This window comes from Shewanella sp. UCD-KL12, from assembly GCF_001957125.1.
Taxonomy (GTDB): Bacteria; Pseudomonadota; Gammaproteobacteria; order Enterobacterales; family Shewanellaceae; genus Shewanella.
Map to the genome: position 1 here is coordinate 1 of NZ_MPHJ01000020.1, position 17,445 is coordinate 17,445.

Consider the following 17,445-nt stretch of genomic DNA (forward strand, 5'->3'; position numbering starts at 1 on the left):
GCTTCCTAAGAAGCAATTTCGAATAACTCAACACCTGTGAATGTCCACACAGATTTCTTGTTTCGTATTGTTAAAGAACGTGGCGCTAAGTAGCACCGCCGTTGACGCTAGGTCGCTGGCTTGAGGAGGCGTATTCTACACTTCCCGTTGTTGGCGTCAAGTGCTTTTAAAAATTTAATTTCAAACGTTTAAAACGAGGAAATTAATTAGCTTACTTGTTGCCCTGACTGGGTTTCAGCTTCTGTTTAAGAAGGCTGGTTTGCCGTGTCAGTGGGAGCGCATTATAGGGATGTCTGCCGTGATGGCAAGGGCTTATTTAAAGAAAATCACAATACCATTGCTAAGTGGCCACTTATCAGGCGAAACGTATATATATGATACAAAACTGTTGTCGTTATGGCTGTTAGAATCAAAAACGGAGCCTAAGGCTCCGTTTTTGATTCTTTTAACTATTAAGTAAGTGCAGTGTTCTTATGAGTTATTGGCTAAAGAAGCGAGATTCTTGTGTCGCTTCGATAAAGGCCCCCTTAGCATCACTTTCTGTTCTTACTTTAAAGTCTATCTTCAGCATTGGCCTAGATAGCTCAACAGGGTCAACGGCAACACTGACAGGCAAGGTAAGCACTTCACCACCAGCTATGCTTACTTCTTGTGGACCATACCACTCATAATTCGGTAAACCTTCAACGCTAATTTTATATTTATGTGCCTGTTCAGTTTTATTCAAAATCTTCAATGTGAAAGTATTCTCAACTAATCCATCGTTATTCTCTCTGAACAACTGGTTCCGGTCTCGAATGATATCAATACGCACAGGTGCGATAGTGGCGCTCGCATAGACAAAGATAATAATCATAGCAGCGAGTGCTACGCCATATCCCACCAGTTTGGGACGAAGTACCTTTTCTTTAATACCATCTAATTTATTTTCGGTGGTATAAGAGATCAAACCTTTAGGGTAATTCATGCGTTCCATTGTTTTATCGCAGGCATCAATACATGCACCACAGTTGATACACTCATATTGCAATCCATTACGAATATCGATACCAGTAGGACATACCTGAACACAAAGGTCGCAGTCTATACAGTCACCTAACCCCATCGCTTTTGGATCGGCTTTTCGAGATCTGGGACCGCGCATTTCTCCACGCTTGCCATCATAGCCGACTATATAGGTATTCTTATCGAACATAGCAGCTTGGAATCTTGCATAGGGGCACATATGAATACACATGATCTCCCGCATCCAACCCGCGTTACCATAGGTAGCTAAGGTAAATAACACCACCCAAAAATAGATATCCCCACCAGCATTAAGGGTAAATACATCTGAGTAGACCTCATAAGTTGGTACAAAGTAGGAGACAAAGGTCATCGCTGTTAATAAGGAGATGAGTATCCATGCGGTATGCTTGGCTACTTTTCGCCACACCTTATTGAAGCTCCAAGGCATCTGGTCTAGCTTCATGCGCTTATTTCTTGCTCCCTCTAACTTCTCTTCAAACCAGATAAAGATAAAGGTCCACACAGTTTGCGGGCAGGTATAACCACACCAAACCCGACCTAAATAAGTGGTAACAAAAAATAAGCCGAAAGCGGCAATGGTTAGTAATGCAGCGAGTAGGGTGAGATCTTGCGGCCAGATAGTTAAGCCAAAAATATGGAATTTTTGCTCTGCAAGGTTGAACCACACCGCTTGCCTATCACCCCAAGGGATCCAAGGTAAGATGAGAAAAAACAACATGGCAACCCAACCAAGACGTCTTCGAAGCTGTGTCCAAACTCCCTCTACAGCACGAACATAAATCCTGTTTCTGGGATTAAATCGATCAGCTTTATTTGCATCGGGCTGATGGATTTTTATTCTCTTTTGCTTCGAATAATCCTTTTTCTCAGACTCTGTGCTCATCTTTGTAACCTTACCGCTTTAATATTGCACGAAAATTAGCTTATTATAACTGTATATTACATCTTATTGACCAAAGTTGGGCTTAAAAATGAGAGGCTGGATAATATTAGGTTTAGGTGCAGGTGTACTCTACTACCTAGCAACTGAAACCAACAAGCTTGACAAGCCAATAGCAGAAACTGACGAGCTGTTACATAAGATTGAACGTAAGCTTCACTCAATGACAGGCACCAAGATAATCAAAGTTGATAATAAGGTTTCCCAACTTAAAAAAGAGATTTCCCAACGTATGTCTACTGGCGAACTAGGGGCGCTCGACGATATTTTAGAATCTCAATACAGCGTGCAGGAATATAAAAAGGAATACTGCAGTGGATCTGCACCAAGACATGAGAGTCTTAGTAGAGATAACCTACAATTTATTTGCGATAAGCTAAGGTAAGTACTCTCTAAAAATCATTGCTCCCACCGCTTCATACTATATATAGGCAAGCTCGGCATTTATATATGCCGATGATTGACCTTAGTTCACTTTCCACCTAGCCTTTGGCCATCATGCCAAAGGGCATCAAGTTGAAAAGGCTATTATCATGACTCAACAGGTTTCAGACATCTTCGATCCTACTCTATGGGATCAGGTTACCGATTTTGATTTTGAAGACATCACTTACCACAGAGCAAAAGATCAAGGCACTGTACGCATCGCAATTAACCGCCCAGACTGCCTAAACTCATTCCGCCCTAAAACTGTCGATGAGCTTTACACTGCACTTGATCATGCTAGACAGTGGTCAGATGTTGGTTGTGTACTTATTACTGGTAATGGTCCTTCGGCTAAAGGTCAGTACTCATTTTGTGCTGGCGGCGATCAGCGTATCCGCGGTAAAGATGGTTATAAATATGAGGGCGCGGAAGAGGGTAAACCCGATGTAGCTCGAATGGGCCGCCTACATATCTTAGAAGTACAACGTTTGATCCGCTTTATGCCTAAAGTTGTAATCGCATTGGTGCCTGGTTGGGCTGTCGGTGGCGGGCATAGTTTACATGTTGTTTGTGACTTAACCTTAGCCTCTAAAGAGCATGCTATTTTCAAACAAACTGATCCAGATGTTGGCAGCTTTGATTCTGGCTATGGTAGTGCCTACCTTGCCAAAATGATTGGCCAAAAGCGTGCAAGAGAGATCTTTTTCCTCGGCTTTAACTACACTGCAGATGAAGCATTTGATATGGGTATGGTTAACAGGTCTATTCCCCATGCAGAACTTGAAACTGAAGCGCTAAACTGGGCAAAAGAGATCAACTCAAAATCGCCAACAGCAATGCGGATGTTGAAATACGGCTTTAACTTACCTGATGACGGTCTAGTTGGTCAGCAGTTATTTGCAGGTGAAGCGACAAGGCTAGCTTACGGCACAGATGAAGCCAAAGAGGGGCGAGACTCCTTCCTTGAAAAACGTGAACAAGATTTTAGTCAGTTTCCTTGGCACTACTAGCCAGTAACTAAACTCTTCACTATCTAAACTATCCAGTAACTAAGAAGTCACCTTCTATATAGCCATCTCCTTGATGGCTATTTTGTTTGATATATAACCAAGATTAACTTTTAACCTAAAATACCTATCAAACTAATCTAATAGTCTCTCTTTACAACCTTAATGATAATGATTATCATTTGAATATTGATTATTGAGGAACTCATTATGCTAAAAACATGTACTTTTGCAATTTTACATTTCGGTGTCGCGTTCACTATTACCTACTTGCTCACTGGAAGTGTTGTTATAGGTGGTGCCGTTGCCTTAATAGAACCCGCAGTCAATACTGTTGTTTTCTACTTCCATGAAAAAGTATGGAAAAGAATAGAGAAACAAAAAGAACAATTAATCACTGTATAGGTAATAAATACCTTTAGCTCACCTTATACCTACTTGGCTTAACTGATAAAGCGATATAACAGGTGTAATAAAAGCTTCATAAAAAATTTATCTCTGCTTATCACAACAGACATTTTAACAAAAACGCTTTTGAAGCTTAAGATAGCCTTAACGCCATAATTTATTACTCCATCTATTTCATTCTAAAAACAGAAAAAAATAATAATAAAAACCTAAATATCAACAAGATATATTTTAGTGCCAATTAAATTCTGTTCGTAAAAAATACAATACAGGACAACCAACAAACACAATCTTGCAACAAGAAAGAAACAAGTAAGATCATTTAGCCATTCACCACAATCCCACTCCTCGCCACACTGTAACTTGGCTGTCATATAACTCTGTCTTAATGCGCTTGCTTCCAGAGAGGAAGTCCTAATTTGAAATTTGTATTACGACTTAATAAGAGTGGAACTTGTGATGAAAAAAGTTATTGGTTTATTAGCCGCTGTAAGCTTTATGACAGCACCACTTGCTCAGGCAAGCACAGTTACGGTATCTGGATCGACTTCAGTTGCCCATGTAATGGAAGTTCTTGCAGAGAAATACCAAAACAGTGCAAATAAAAACGTTGAAGTACAAAGTACTGGCTCATCTGCTGGTATTCGTGCAGCGAAAGATGGCACTAGCATGATTGGCATGTCATCTCGTAACGTCAAAGACAGCGAGTTGAATTCAGATACTAAAGAAATAGTTATCGCACGTGACGGTATTGCTGCAGCGGTAAATAATGCAAACCCAGTTAAAAGCCTGACACAAGAACAGATATCTAAGATTTATCGTGGCGAGATCAAAAACTGGAGTGAAGTAGGCGGTGAGGCTAAGCCAATTGTCGTAGTAACTCGTGAAAATGGCTCAGGTACTCGTGGCGCTTTCGAAGAGATCATGAAACTACAACGTACTGTTAATGGTCACAAGGTAACGGCTATCTCACCAACAGCTCAAGTTGGTAATGGTAACGGTATGATCAAGACCATTGTAGCCAACAACCCATATGCCATTGGTTACATCTCACTCGGTAGTGTCGATAACTCTTTACGCGCAGTAGATGTTAACGGTATTGCAGCAACAGATGAGAATATTGCTACTGGTGATTACCAAATAGCACGTCCCTTCATCGTTCTGATGGATAAGAACGCTCATATCAATGCTCAAGATTTTGTTAACTACATCCTTTCTGAAGATGGTCAGAGCATAGTAGCAGAAGAAGGTTACATTCGAGTTCAGTAACTCATCTATTTAAAAGTAATTATATAGCTCAGAGGAATATAGGTTCCTCTGAGTTTATTTTAATTCATTGATTAAAAATAAATTCAAAATGCTCTCGAGGCAAAGTGATGAATACAGCAAGTAAAGCCAGTAATACAGGGCTACAACTCGCACCAGCAAAAGCAGTTGATTGGAAAGAATCATTCTTCCATATACTTTTTCTCGCCAGCGCTATGGTTGGTGTTATTTCTGTAGCCACTATAGGTTGGTTTGTATTTCAAGAAGGTCTACCTGCATTCAAAGAAGCAGGTGTTGTAAATATGGTTCTCGGTAGAGAATGGTTGCCACCAGCACTGTATGGCATCTTCCCTATGATTATCGCTTCGCTAATATCTACTGCAGGGGCAGTAATTATTGGTGTACCGATAGCCATTTTAACCGCAGTATTTCTCGCGGAACTCGCTCCCAAATGGTTAGCAGATATCGTTAGACCAGCAGTCGAACTGTTAGCCGGTATCCCATCTGTGGTTTATGGCTTTTTTGGCTTAGTTATCATAGTTCCAGCCATAGAAACTCTTTTCAATATTCCTGCAGGTAATACGCTTCTTGCGGGAATAATCGTTCTAGCAATCATGATATTGCCAACGGTAATTACCATTTCAGAAACCTCATTGCGCGCTCTGCCTCCAGTTTATAAAGAGGGAGCACTCGCACTAGGGGCTTCACATATTTACAGCATATTCAAAGTACTCATCCCTGCGGCTCGAAGCGGCATATTCACAGGCGTAGCACTTGGTATTGCTCGTGCTATTGGCGAAACAATGGCAATTATTATGGTGATGGGGAATGCTCCAGCTATGCCAGGCTCAATACTCGAACCAGCAAGAACTTTAACAGCCAATATCGCCATGGAGATGTCTTACGCAACAGGCATTCACTCCAGCGCTCTGTATTCGACGGGCATAGTCTTATTGGTGTTTATCGTTTTACTCAATGCAAGTTTGTTATACCTAAATCGTAAGAGGAGCTACTAATGCTTCAAGATAAACGTATTTTAAATAGAGACGTGCAAGACAAACTCTTGTTAGTCGCTATCTGGGGCGCTGCAGCAATTACTATTTCATTCCTGCTTTGGGTGGTATGGCACATACTAAGTAATGGCCTTTCACATGTTAGCTGGGAGTTTGTCACAGGAGCATATACCCGCATAGGAGAAGCCTCTGGCATATGGGCCATGATAGTCGCTACCGTTTATATGGTTGGACTATCTTTAGCCATAGCCGCCCCTATAGGAATAATGACAGCGATTTACTTAACTGAATACGCTAAGCCCGGCAGTAAAGTCGTTAAGACCATTCGTTTCTGTACAGAATCTTTAGCGGGTATCCCCTCTATTGTTTACGGTCTCTTTGGTATGACATTTTTCGTCACCACATTAGGCTTAGGCTTCTCGATTCTGGCTGGTTCACTCACACTATCGATGCTCATTCTTCCGGTACTCATTCGTACTACTGAAGAAGCCTTGCTAGCTGTCCCTATGAGCTATAGAGAAGGAGGCTACGCATTAGGTAGCTCCAAGATATACACCATTTGGCGTCTAATACTGCCGAGCGCGCTACCGGGTATAGTTACTTCTGTCATATTAAGTATTGGCCGAGTTATCGGTGAATCAGCACCTGTATTTTTGACTGCAGGTATGGTGACACAAATTCCTGAGTCAGTATTGGAGTCAGGACGTACCTTAACCGTGCACCTCTACAAGCTCACCCAAGAACTCTTTACTCAACATGAATGGGATCAAGCCTATGCCACGGCAACGGTTTTGATTGTACTCGTTCTTATTTTAAATCTGGCAACCAAACTCATTGCCACACGTATTAATAAAGCATCTTAATAAAGGCCAGAAACATGAATAAGTTAGAAGTGAGTGATCTCAATCTTTTTTATGGTGAAAACCACGCGCTGAAAGATATCTCTTTAAAGATACCTTCACGCCAGGTTACTGCACTTATTGGTCCATCAGGCTGTGGTAAGTCTACTCTGCTAAGAACCTTAAACCGCATGAACGACTTAGTTGAAGGGGTTAAAATCACTGGCGCAGTTAAATTCGAAGGAGAGGATATCTATTCCGATGTGGACGTAAAGCAATTGCGTATGCGAGTCGGTATGGTCTTTCAAAAGCCTAACCCTTTCCCTATGAGTATCTATGAGAATGTTGCTTTCGGCTTAAAAGCTCAAGGCGTCAAAGATAAAAGAAAACTAGATGAAGTTGTGGAGGAGTCTCTACGTGGTGCTGCACTCTGGGATGAGGTCAAAGACCGATTAGACAGCCCAGCGTTTGGTTTATCTGGCGGACAACAGCAAAGACTTTGTATTGCCCGAGCTATATCTATGCAGCCAGAAGTGATCTTAATGGATGAGCCCACCAGCGCATTAGATCCTATTGCAACTCATAAAATTGAGGAGCTAATGGATGAGCTTCGCAAGAAGTTTACTATCGTTATCGTGACTCACTCGATGAATCAGGCGAAACGAATTTCAGATAAAACGGCATTTTTCTGGATGGGTGAGCTCGTGGAGCACGGTGAAACAGCACAAGTGTTTAACCAGCCAAACGATCAGCGCACCCAAGGCTACGTCAGTGGTGAATTCGGTTAACAGCTTCAAGTCTATTTAAGTCATACGCCATTCTATTAAACAAACATAATGGGATGGCGTTTACCATAAAGGTGACTTGTTTAAATCATATTAATAAGATAGCTTCGGAGATATGGGTTTATCGCAAAAAGGATAGAAATTCATATGGAAAGAATTAGAGAAGCTCAAGAACACCTTAAAAACGAATTCGAAAGATACAACAATGCAGCATCTAAAAAACTGCCACCTATCTCGCTAGATAACGCAGAAAGTCTTGAAGAGATGCTTGAGTGTGTCACTCGCCGTGACTCTCTAGGACAAGCAAAATCTCAGGGCCTACCGCCGTCTGCAAAATTAAAAGCTGCCATTGCAGATACTTTACTCTTGTTAGATAACTTTGATATTAAGATATCAAAAGATAAAGGCGCTGCTGAAAGCAAGTAGCTCACCTAGCCGACATAAGCCTTCTCCTCTGAAGGCTTTTTAATCCACCAGCCAAAGTTCAATTTAAGAATCATCGCAAAAATGTCGCCCTGAGTACTTAATTAGCACCGATGAGACTCAGAGATGGAAGGCGAAATAATAAGACCTGGCTTTGTTAGTGAATTCAGCTGTATAGGCTCAGACTGTGAAGACAGTTGCTGTTATGACTGGGGGATCCATATCGATAAACAGAGTTATAAACACACCTGTGAACATCCAGAGCTTAAAGATAAAGCCAGGCAAGCACTCAAAAAGACGAAGAAAAGTGAGTCTAACTGGGCCACAGTAAAGCTCGATGCTAATGGTGGCTGCCCGTTCTTAGACGAAAAGAAGTTATGCCAAATACAAGCGACTGCAGGTGAAAAGCTATTGAGTAATACCTGTAAGACATACCCAAGACTCAATACAATCAGAGGTGGTGATAGGTATGAAAGTCTGTCTCTCTCCTGTCCTGAGGCTGTTAGAAGTGTACTATTTAAAGATAATGCATTTAACTTTGAGCGTATCCAAAGCGGGTCAAAGCAAAAGGCCAGTCCTGCACCAGCGTGGGCAACAAAAGGCCATGATTACTCAATCCAACTCTTACTCAATAATAAGCTAACTTGGGAGGAGTCACTGCTCTCTATCGGCATATTAACCAATACAGTAGAGTCGAGCCGGATCAGTAACTCAGGAACTGAGAATATTGACGCCATGTTTAATCAGCTTACCCAACTGATAAACAATGGCACTCTACAAAAGCAGTATGATGACTTTATCAATAACAACATACATCAAATGCATGCTTTTGAATCAATACACCTATGGCTAAATACAAACAGGACAGCAAGGGGTCAGGCTCGATTTGAGCTCATCAATGAGGCGATTAGATCTCTAGCTGCGAATAAAAAGATCTCCATGGACAATATTAACCATGCTTGGTGCAACATAGCTAAACCTGCACTAGCCAAGTACCCAGATCTATTCGACCGATATCAACTCTATTATATGTACAACATGAACTTCCCTATGGTTGAAAAGCTCTCACCCAGTCAAGCCTACCGTTTAATGCTGGTAGATAGCTTTATGATCCGCTGCTATCTTGCTGCCATGGCCTCATATAAAGGAGAGCTATCAGAAAGTGATATTGTGCTCTGTTTTCAGGTTTACCATACCAACCGACAACATAAGCTGAATTTTAGTACCTATGTGGTCGATATTTTAGAAAAGTCAGGCTTTAGCGATGTCGCCTCAGCCATTAGCTTACTGCACAGTGAACACACGGCACCAACCGCTCACTAATACCAATCAATATAAGAAAGTGATCTACTCAGAGTGCTTTTTAGCAACTAATTCAAGGCGAATAGCTGATGGAATGGTTATTCCCTTGTAAAGATGTTCAACGAATAAGTAGGCGGCCAAAAACACTCCTAAAAGGCGAGTTATAGCGCTTCATATGCTGTGTTAACGAGCTTAAACATAGAATAACTATGCTCTTCACTCGTTGCCTTGCCTCTGAAACGCTAAACTCTCGCTGAGCGATCACATCTTTATACTGATTGGTATAATCAGTTGAGTGAACCTCTATAGACAATAAAAAACCGCCCTAAAGGCGGTTTTTTATTAATGATTAACGCGACAATTTACTCAACGGTCACAGACTTAGCTAAGTTACGAGGCTGATCCACATCGGTACCTTTGATAAGGGCCACATGATAAGAAAGCAATTGCATTGGGATGGTATATATCAATGCCGCCATAAATTCATCACAATGTGGAATAGGGATCACTTTCATCGTGTCATCAGATTCGAACTCTGCATCTTGATCAGCAAACACGTACATCAAGCCACCACGGGCACGTACCTCTTCGACATTCGATTTAAGCTTCTCAAGCAATTCGTTATTGGGTGCAACCACAATCACAGGCATATCGGCATCAATAAGTGCCAATGGACCGTGCTTTAGCTCACCAGAGGCATAAGCTTCTGCATGGATATAAGAGATCTCTTTAAGCTTTAACGCACCTTCCATTGCGATTGGATATTGATCGCCACGGCCCAAGAAAAGTGCATGGTGTTTGTCAGCAAAATCTTCAGCAAGCTCGGCAATCGCATCATCTAAACTGAGTGCTTGCTCTACTTTAGCTGGCATAGACTGTAAGCTTTGAGTGATCTTTGCTTGTAGCTCTGCACTCATACCGTTATGGCGACCAATAACAGCCGTTAACATAAGCAGTCCCGCTAACTGAACGGTGAATGCTTTAGTCGAAGCCACACCTATCTCTGCACCGGCTTTCATCATGTAAGCCATATCAGACTCACGCACCAAAGATGAACCTGGAGCGTTACAGATAGTCATAGTTGCCTTGTAACCCATCTCTTTAGCTAAGCGCAGCGCTGCTAAGGTGTCAGCAGTTTCACCAGATTGAGAGATGGTCACTAATAAGCTGTTAGGGAACATATGTGATTTGCGGTAACGAAACTCAGAGGCTATCTCAACATTACATGAAACCCCAGCCCAATCTTCTAGCCAGTAGCGTGCAGCCATACCAGCATGGTAGCTGGTACCACAGGCGATGATCTGTACATGCTTAATATCTTTAAGAAACTCTGCCGCATTGTCACCAAAGGCTGAATCTAATACCTGAGAAGAGGCTATTCTCCCTTCGAGAGTATGGGCGATAGCACGAGGCTGCTCATAGATCTCTTTAAGCATATAGTGACGATATTCACCTTTATCACCCGCATCATGAGTCACTTCAGACTCTTTTATCTCACGTTCTATAGCATTACCGTCAACATCATAGATGCTCACACTACGGCGCATAACTTCAGCAACGTCTCCCTCTTCAAGAAAGGCAAAAGAGCGAGTAACAGGCAGCAGGGCTAACTGATCTGAAGCAACAAAGTTTTCACCTAGACCGTAGCCAATCACTAACGGGCTACCAGAGCGTGCCACTATCATGCGCTCACTATCACGGCGATCGATAACAACTGTACCGTAGGCACCTTCAAGCTGCTTTACGGTCGCTTGAACTGCCGCCAATAAAGTCTCGTGAGACTTAAGCTCATGATGTACTAAATGACAGATAACCTCAGTATCAGTGTCAGAGGCAAAGCTATAACCTAAGCCCTTTAGCCTTTCACGCAGTTTATTATGGTTCTCGATAATTCCGTTATGAACGACGGCAATATCACCTTCTGACTGATGAGGGTGAGCATTACGCTCACTTGGCTCACCATGAGTCGCCCAACGAGTATGGGCAATGCCAGTACCACCAGCTAATGGCAATGAATCTAGCGCAGAAGACAGCTCCTGCACCTTACCAACGCGGCGTGTACTGCTTAACTCAGCATCTTTAATGACTGCTACACCAGCCGAATCATAGCCGCGATATTCTAAACGGCGTAAGCCTTCAACCAATATCTCTGCTACATCTCTTTGCGCTACTGCGCCTACAATTCCGCACATACTAAGTACCTAAATTTTTATATAAATTGAAAAGTTAATAATCTGAATTTGAATAAAATCAGTTTGAAAAAGGTGCAACAATCACACGCACACCTTGTTCAGAAATCTTGTCAGCCGCCTCATCGGGAAGCTTGTCGTCGGTGACGATGACACTAATATCTTGCCAAGGCAGCTCTAGGTTCGGGATACGTCTGCCAATCTTGTCAGACTCAAGCATAACGATGACCTCACGAGAAACCTCTGCCATCACCTTGCTAAGTCCGGTCAATTCATTAAACGTTGTGGTGCCACGCTCAATATCGATACCATCTGCACCGATAAACAGTTGATCAAAGTTGTAGGAACGCAGCACTTGCTCAGCAACTTGGCCCTGAAAAGATTCAGAATGGGGATCCCAAGTACCACCTGTCATCAAAAGAGTGGGCTCTTGCTCAAGTTCATGAACAGCACTAGCTAGTTGGAGTGAGTTAGTCATCACCACCAAACCTCGTTTACAACTTAACTCTTGGACTAGGCCTGAAGTCGTACTGCCGCTATCTATGATGATGCGGTTATGATCTTTAATGAGTCTAGCTGCGGCTTTAGCAATATTAAGCTTGTTATTAGATATCGCTTCGGTGGCAACCTGAGTCATCTCTCTAGGCACAGATACAGCCCCGCCATAGCGACGTAACAATAAGCCTGTTTTTTCTAGTGCGGTGAGATCTTTACGTATAGTGACTTCGGAAGTTTCGAAACGTAAGGCTAACTCATCAACATTCACTTCACCCTCTTCATTAATCAACGAGATGATGGTGTGACGACGCTGCTGAGTATTACGTTTAGTCATAGAAGTTTCACTTAAGTTTCGATTCGAAAGCAGAATTATATTCAAACGAAACTAATTTGCAAATTAATTACCCAGATTATAGACAATATAAGTGATTATATTTTCTTCATTATCAGCTTTTAAAAGGTTGGAATATGAAAAAGGCAGCCAATTGGCTGCCTTGAAAGATACACTCATTGAAACTTCAGATTAGAACTTAGCTTCTAGCGCTAAGCCAAAATGACGACCCTCACCAACTGTCACATCAGTTGTTGTACCACCTGCAAGGTAATCCTCATCGAATAGGTTCTTCACATTCAAGCGAACGCTAACATCACTGCCCATAACGTCCATAGTGTACGCAGCGCCCATATCGAAACGAACATAGCCATCTTTAGTTACTGTGTTATTCGTATTAGCAAAGCGCTCTCCAACATAGATAGCACCGAAGTTAAATGCCAAGTTGTCAGTCATCTCGTAACGAGTCCATACGTTTGCAGACCACTCAGGCGCATCAATTGGTGTCATACCATCTAAGCTATCACCTGTAGCATACTCAGCATCAAGGAACATCATAGAGCCAGTCATAAACCACTTGTCACTGACCTGACCTTGAGCGCCCATCTCGAAACCTTTATGACGCTGCTCACCGCTTTGAGTGGTGATAGTTTGCTTTCCATCAGGTGTCGTAGCTTCTAACTGCTGAGTGACGGTTACGTTAGACACGGTAATATCAAATACAGCACCAGTTAGTAGTAAGCTGCCATCAAATAGCTCCCACTTAGTACCGATCTCATACTGCTCACCGTATTCAGGGTCAAGGTTAAGTCCGTTGTTTACATCTTCTTCGTCGTTCACGATTCCTTGCGGAGTGAAACTCTTAGAGTAGTTTACATAGATACTACCGTTAGCCGCTGGAGAATAGATAACGCCAAACTTAGGCGATACAGCGTAACTGTTGTTACCCGCGCCATCTTTTTTCTGCTCGTCATAACGTACACCTGCAAGCACCTGCCACTCATCATTAATGGTGATCAGATCTTGGATGTAGAAGCCGTAATGCTTGTACTCACTCTCATACTTAGTTTCATCACGGTTGTAATCAAGATCAGGTTTAGGCAAAGGCTGGCCTGGCATTACCACTTGTTTCTTTTCGCCTGACTCTTTTAGCTGACCATAGTAGTAGTCCAGCATATTGGCACCTAGTAGGAACTGATGCTCTAAGCCACCTGTAGAGAAATTACCAACAAAATCAACGTAACCTGTTTTATGCTGCCAATCATCGTAACGATCGAAAGGACTGACATAGTAACCATCGGTAAATGGATCTTCTGATCCACTCATAAGTGAAGGTGAAGAGTCTAAACGCTGGCGATTAAACTGCTGATCATTAACACCCGCTTTTACTTTCCAATCATCATTGATGAAGTAGGTGATATCAGCACCCATATTAGAGATTGTATTATCGGTAAACGCCCATGGCTGATCCCAAATAATATCTTTACCACCAATTAACTCACCATCAGAGTCCAACCAGCCACCACGGTCAATACCAGTCTTGTCTTGAGTGTGATCGTATTTTAAAGACAGTAGTAGGTCATCAGTAATATCAAATTCAAGGTTTAGGTAACCCAACCAGCGATCACGCTCTTGGTTACTGCCGTCTTGGTATTCACGCCAGTATTTAGTGTCTTGCTTGACTAACACTGTGCGGTAACGAATAGTTTCAGCTTCATTAATTGCACCGCCAGCGTCTAGCTGGAAGCGAGTTGAGCCATGTTCATCTGTATCAAAACCAAGATCAAAGATAGTTTCTGTGGTTGGCTTCTTAGTCACCATATTGATCAAGCCACCAGGACCTGACTGACCGTAAAGCATGCTTGAAGGACCTTTTAGGACTTCTACCTGCTGCAGGGTTTCAATTGGTTGTACGTAGTGAGACCACTGCTGTTGACCATTAATCAGGTAACCGGAACCAGAAGAAAGCTCAAAGCCACGAATACTGAACACTTGACGGTTCCACTTCTCACTACCGCCTGTCACACTTGAATCATTGACCAATACTTCTGAAAGGTTTGTTGCCAGCTGCTCGTCAGTGACAAAGTCAGGAATAACAGCAACAGACTGCGGCGTATCCATCAAGTCAATGTCACCACGCATCGCACCTGAAGCACTACCAACCTTGTAATCATTGAAACTACGGCCGGTTACCGAAATACGCTCGATATTTGCAGTAGAAATGCCTTCAGAGCCTTCATCTTCGGCAACAGCAACTGCAGGAGCAAGAGTAAGTGCAGAGACAACGGCGACACAAATTGGTGACACTTTAAAAGAACGAGATAGTAATGACATAGCCAACCCCAAATATGGATATCAAACGAAAGTTGGCCGTAATATAAATGAGAACAATTTTTATTTAAGTTTCTTTACGGAAATTTACAATTGCCTGTGAGCTAGTCCTAAATTACTAGATAATTCCGCTAAATTTAGTAAAAAGTTTCATTCTCACAACAAATTAATCAGGCTTGCTGACAAGCAGTTTTCATAATACAGATACAAAAAAAGCGACCTGTTAACGTCGCTTTCAAATCATTTACTTCAGTAAAGACTAAAGTTAATTCTGAACTTATTTAGGTTTTTTAACCGGTCTTACCCAGCCACTTAGGTGACGCTGTTTAACTCGAGTAATGACAAGTTCATTTTCACCGACATCGCGAGTAATAGTAGAGCCTGCGCCTAAGGTCGCACCTTTACCAATCGTTACCGGAGCGACAAGCTGGCTATCACTACCGACAAACACATTATCTTCTATTACGGTTAAGTGCTTATTCGCGCCGTCATAGTTACAGGTGATTGTGCCAGCGCCAATGTTTACACCAGCTCCAATCTGCGCATCACCAATATAAGCAAGATGTCCCGCCTTAGAGCCTTCGCCTAGTACCGCTTTCTTCATCTCTACAAAGTTACCAATATGAGCATCACGTTTAAGCTCAGCACCAGGACGAAGGCGAGCGAATGGCCCAGCACTGGCTTCTACACCGACTTTGGCATTTTCTATGATTGAGTAAGGCTTAATTTCAGCATTGTCACTAATTTCACAATCCATAAGGATAGCACCAGCACCAATAGTAACGTTATTACCTATAGTGACCTTCCCCTGCATGATGACATTAACATCTATCATCACATCCATGCCTACAGTGACATCGCCACGAATATCAATACGAGCAGGATCACGTAAATTAGCCCCTTCAAGCATCAACTTTTCGGCAGCACGAGCCTGATAAGCTCGCTCAAGTTGTGCTAATTGAACTCGGTTATTAGCACCTTCAACTTCAATAGCGGATTCAGGTTGAGCAGTAGTGATGGCGACTCCCTCTTTATGCGCCATAGCAACGATATCAGTTAGGTAATATTCACCTTGGGCATTATCAGATGAAAGCTGACTCAACCATTGTTTCAGCTGCTTGCCTGGCGCTGCCATGATGCCTGTATTGATCTCATTAATCGCAAGTTGCTCTGGGTTAGCATCCTTCTGCTCTATGATACCAACAACCTTGCCCTGAACTTGACCTTCACAAGGAGTACGCACGATACGGCCATAGCCTGTTGGGTTAGGCAGATTAACAGTAAGAATAGCTAAGCCATTATCTTCACGAGCAACAAGCAGAGCTTCAAGTGTTGATACCTGAATGAGGGGCACATCCCCATAAAGGATAAGCACAGTATCATCATCGGCTATATTCGGATTAGCTTGCGCAACCGCATGGCCGGTACCAAGCTGCTCAGCCTGCAGTACCCAGTTCAACTGCTGCTCGCCTAAGACACTTTGTAATTTTTCAGCTCCATAGCCATACACCAACTGAATAGCATCACTGCCTACATTGTGCGCAGCGTCGATCACATGCTGCACCATGCTCTTGTGAGCAATTGGGTGTAAGACTTTAGGAAGATCTGAGCGCATGCGGGTTCCCTTGCCTGCGGCTAAAATCACTACGTTTAGTGCCATGGAGTTATCCTTGAGCTAATGCTTATTAAAATAAGAAAGAAGAGGTCTATTTTTGTGCGCTGATTTTAACGGAAAAGTAGGGGAAAAGCGAAGAGGATAGAAGACAAAGGCGATGCTTACGCTGCAAGCAGATGGTGCAGAGATGACGGCTTCGCCTATTCGACACTTACAAGTAAGCTGGTGGATGCCAACGAGTAGGCTAAAGGATAGTAAAACTAAGACGACGCTTACAAGTAAGCTAATAGACGCCAACGAGTTGGCTAAATGCTGGATTCCGGCCTGCGCCGGAAAGACGAGAAAGAAAAGTATGACAAGCTCTCCCATAGCCTTGCTATTCTGTTACTTTTAGAGAGCACAGCGAACGCCTTTGTAGCGAAGCATCTTAAAGGGAAAAGCCCGTTCTTTTACTTACAGAGGATGCAGCGAATGTCCTTATAGCGAAGCGTCTTACAGGGCAAAGCCCATCCTTACAGCTTACACAGTAAGCATCCTTTTTTAACCTTAAAAAGTAATCGCTTTATCTGCAGTTAATACCCATTGAGCGAGAGCATCCATCGTCGATACCTCACAGCCCTCAATAACGGCAAGCTCTTGTAAGCCACGAGCATTCACGCAGGTACCGCAATACTTCACCTCACTACCTTGCGCTAAAATAATTTCGAGCATCTGCTGAATATTGTAACCCTCAGCAGGAGTTTGCTTAGGCAGCACAGCAGTCACTGCATCAGAGAGCAAAAACATGTTCACCTTAGCTGGTGGATTCTCCAACTCATTAAGCTGTATAGCTAAACGCAGAGCATTAAACAGCCGCTCAGAACCATATGGTGCATCGTTAACGATAATTAGAATTTGCTGCATAGAAGCGGGGCTTGAGTCATAAACGAGTGCATAGATAGTAACACCCACACTTGGAACAGGTTTTAGCTTAGATCACGATAATGGTAGCAGAAAGGTGGAAAATCTAAGACGATGCTTACAAGTAAGCTGGTGGAGCTAAG

General features: G+C 42.7%; 15 protein-coding genes. 9 read left to right on the forward strand and 6 right to left on the reverse strand.

Going from position 1 to position 17,445, the window contains the following annotated elements; all coding sequences use genetic code 11:
* Positions 1-478: 478 nt before the first annotated feature.
* The gene (gene ccoG, locus BM736_RS22075) at positions 479-1,912 is read right to left on the reverse strand and encodes a cytochrome c oxidase accessory protein CcoG (protein ID WP_076416324.1); all 1,434 of its coding nucleotides are present in this window, start codon (positions 1,910-1,912) and stop codon (positions 479-481) included.
* An 88-nt stretch (positions 1,913-2,000) separates the two neighbouring features.
* Between ccoG and BM736_RS22080 the strand changes: the two genes are divergently transcribed.
* From BM736_RS22080 to fliB, 9 genes are all read left to right on the forward strand, one after another.
* Complete coding sequence (locus tag BM736_RS22080; protein WP_076416327.1) at positions 2,001-2,354, forward strand: hypothetical protein; 354 nt, start codon at positions 2,001-2,003, stop codon at positions 2,352-2,354.
* Positions 2,355-2,502: 148 nt separating this feature from the next.
* The gene (locus BM736_RS22085; protein ID WP_076416330.1) at positions 2,503-3,405 is read left to right on the forward strand and encodes a 1,4-dihydroxy-2-naphthoyl-CoA synthase; all 903 of its coding nucleotides are present in this window, start codon (positions 2,503-2,505) and stop codon (positions 3,403-3,405) included.
* A 207-nt stretch (positions 3,406-3,612) separates the two neighbouring features.
* A complete protein-coding gene (locus BM736_RS22090; protein ID WP_076416332.1) occupies positions 3,613-3,807 on the forward strand; it encodes a DUF2061 domain-containing protein in 195 nt (64 codons plus the stop codon).
* Between the two features lie 462 nt (positions 3,808-4,269).
* Complete coding sequence (locus tag BM736_RS22095; protein ID WP_076416335.1) at positions 4,270-5,079, forward strand: phosphate ABC transporter substrate-binding protein; 810 nt, start codon at positions 4,270-4,272, stop codon at positions 5,077-5,079.
* Between the two features lie 107 nt (positions 5,080-5,186).
* Positions 5,187-6,092, forward strand: a complete 906-nt coding sequence (pstC, locus tag BM736_RS22100) for a phosphate ABC transporter permease subunit PstC (protein WP_076416336.1) — start codon at positions 5,187-5,189, stop codon at positions 6,090-6,092.
* Positions 6,092-6,952, forward strand: a complete 861-nt coding sequence (gene pstA, locus BM736_RS22105) for a phosphate ABC transporter permease PstA (RefSeq protein ID WP_143562464.1) — start codon at positions 6,092-6,094, stop codon at positions 6,950-6,952. Before pstC ends, pstA begins: the two co-directional genes overlap by 1 nt.
* A gap of 14 nt (positions 6,953-6,966) precedes the next feature.
* On the forward strand, positions 6,967-7,716 hold the full coding sequence (gene pstB / locus BM736_RS22110) for a phosphate ABC transporter ATP-binding protein PstB (RefSeq protein WP_076416339.1): 750 nt from the start codon (positions 6,967-6,969) through the stop codon (positions 7,714-7,716).
* A 144-nt stretch (positions 7,717-7,860) separates the two neighbouring features.
* Positions 7,861-8,139 carry a hypothetical protein gene (locus tag BM736_RS22115; protein ID WP_076416342.1) on the forward strand — a complete coding sequence of 93 codons (279 nt, stop codon included), beginning with the start codon at positions 7,861-7,863 and terminating at the stop codon, positions 8,137-8,139.
* Positions 8,140-8,262: 123 nt separating this feature from the next.
* The gene (gene fliB, locus BM736_RS22120; protein ID WP_076416344.1) at positions 8,263-9,459 is read left to right on the forward strand and encodes a flagellin lysine-N-methylase; all 1,197 of its coding nucleotides are present in this window, start codon (positions 8,263-8,265) and stop codon (positions 9,457-9,459) included.
* Positions 9,460-9,800: 341 nt separating this feature from the next.
* On the opposite strand, the gene glmS is transcribed toward fliB, so the two are convergent.
* The 5 genes from glmS to BM736_RS22150 all read right to left on the reverse strand — a co-directional run bounded on the left by glmS (position 9,801) and on the right by BM736_RS22150 (position 17,305).
* Positions 9,801-11,630 carry a glutamine--fructose-6-phosphate transaminase (isomerizing) gene (glmS, locus tag BM736_RS22125; protein WP_076416347.1) on the reverse strand — a complete coding sequence of 610 codons (1,830 nt, stop codon included), beginning with the start codon at positions 11,628-11,630 and terminating at the stop codon, positions 9,801-9,803.
* A 58-nt stretch (positions 11,631-11,688) separates the two neighbouring features.
* Complete coding sequence (locus BM736_RS22130) at positions 11,689-12,459, reverse strand: DeoR/GlpR family DNA-binding transcription regulator (protein ID WP_076416350.1); 771 nt, start codon at positions 12,457-12,459, stop codon at positions 11,689-11,691.
* Between the two features lie 189 nt (positions 12,460-12,648).
* Complete coding sequence (locus BM736_RS22135) at positions 12,649-14,790, reverse strand: TonB-dependent siderophore receptor (RefSeq protein ID WP_076416353.1); 2,142 nt, start codon at positions 14,788-14,790, stop codon at positions 12,649-12,651.
* A gap of 274 nt (positions 14,791-15,064) precedes the next feature.
* Positions 15,065-16,447 (reverse strand): bifunctional UDP-N-acetylglucosamine diphosphorylase/glucosamine-1-phosphate N-acetyltransferase GlmU, encoded by a 1,383-nt coding sequence (glmU, locus tag BM736_RS22140; RefSeq protein ID WP_076416355.1) that lies wholly within the window; start codon positions 16,445-16,447, stop codon positions 15,065-15,067.
* 501 nt (positions 16,448-16,948) lie between these two features.
* A complete protein-coding gene (locus BM736_RS22150) occupies positions 16,949-17,305 on the reverse strand; it encodes a DsrE/DsrF/TusD sulfur relay family protein (protein ID WP_076416522.1) in 357 nt (118 codons plus the stop codon).
* Positions 17,306-17,445 lie beyond the last annotated feature (140 nt).

Excerpts from the sequence above, each read along its gene's own strand:
- pstA (WP_143562464.1), top strand. The coding sequence starts at position 6,092 with ATGCTTCAAGATAAACGTATTTTAAATAGAGACGTGCAAGACAAACTC.
- BM736_RS22085 (WP_076416330.1), top strand. The coding sequence starts at position 2,503 with ATGACTCAACAGGTTTCAGACATCTTCGATCCTACTCTATGGGATCAG.
- BM736_RS22090 (WP_076416332.1), top strand. The coding sequence starts at position 3,613 with ATGCTAAAAACATGTACTTTTGCAATTTTACATTTCGGTGTCGCGTTC.
- pstB (WP_076416339.1), top strand. The coding sequence starts at position 6,967 with ATGAATAAGTTAGAAGTGAGTGATCTCAATCTTTTTTATGGTGAAAAC.
- BM736_RS22080 (WP_076416327.1), top strand. The coding sequence starts at position 2,001 with ATGAGAGGCTGGATAATATTAGGTTTAGGTGCAGGTGTACTCTACTAC.
- pstC (WP_076416336.1), top strand. The coding sequence starts at position 5,187 with ATGAATACAGCAAGTAAAGCCAGTAATACAGGGCTACAACTCGCACCA.
- BM736_RS22115 (WP_076416342.1), top strand. The coding sequence starts at position 7,861 with ATGGAAAGAATTAGAGAAGCTCAAGAACACCTTAAAAACGAATTCGAA.
- glmS (WP_076416347.1), bottom strand. The coding sequence starts at position 11,630 with ATGTGCGGAATTGTAGGCGCAGTAGCGCAAAGAGATGTAGCAGAGATA.
- BM736_RS22135 (WP_076416353.1), bottom strand. The coding sequence starts at position 14,790 with ATGTCATTACTATCTCGTTCTTTTAAAGTGTCACCAATTTGTGTCGCC.
- BM736_RS22150 (WP_076416522.1), bottom strand. The coding sequence starts at position 17,305 with ATGCAGCAAATTCTAATTATCGTTAACGATGCACCATATGGTTCTGAG.
- BM736_RS22130 (WP_076416350.1), bottom strand. The coding sequence starts at position 12,459 with ATGACTAAACGTAATACTCAGCAGCGTCGTCACACCATCATCTCGTTG.
- BM736_RS22095 (WP_076416335.1), top strand. The coding sequence starts at position 4,270 with ATGAAAAAAGTTATTGGTTTATTAGCCGCTGTAAGCTTTATGACAGCA.
- fliB (WP_076416344.1), top strand. The coding sequence starts at position 8,263 with ATGGAAGGCGAAATAATAAGACCTGGCTTTGTTAGTGAATTCAGCTGT.
- ccoG (WP_076416324.1), bottom strand. The coding sequence starts at position 1,912 with ATGAGCACAGAGTCTGAGAAAAAGGATTATTCGAAGCAAAAGAGAATA.
- glmU (WP_076416355.1), bottom strand. The coding sequence starts at position 16,447 with ATGGCACTAAACGTAGTGATTTTAGCCGCAGGCAAGGGAACCCGCATG.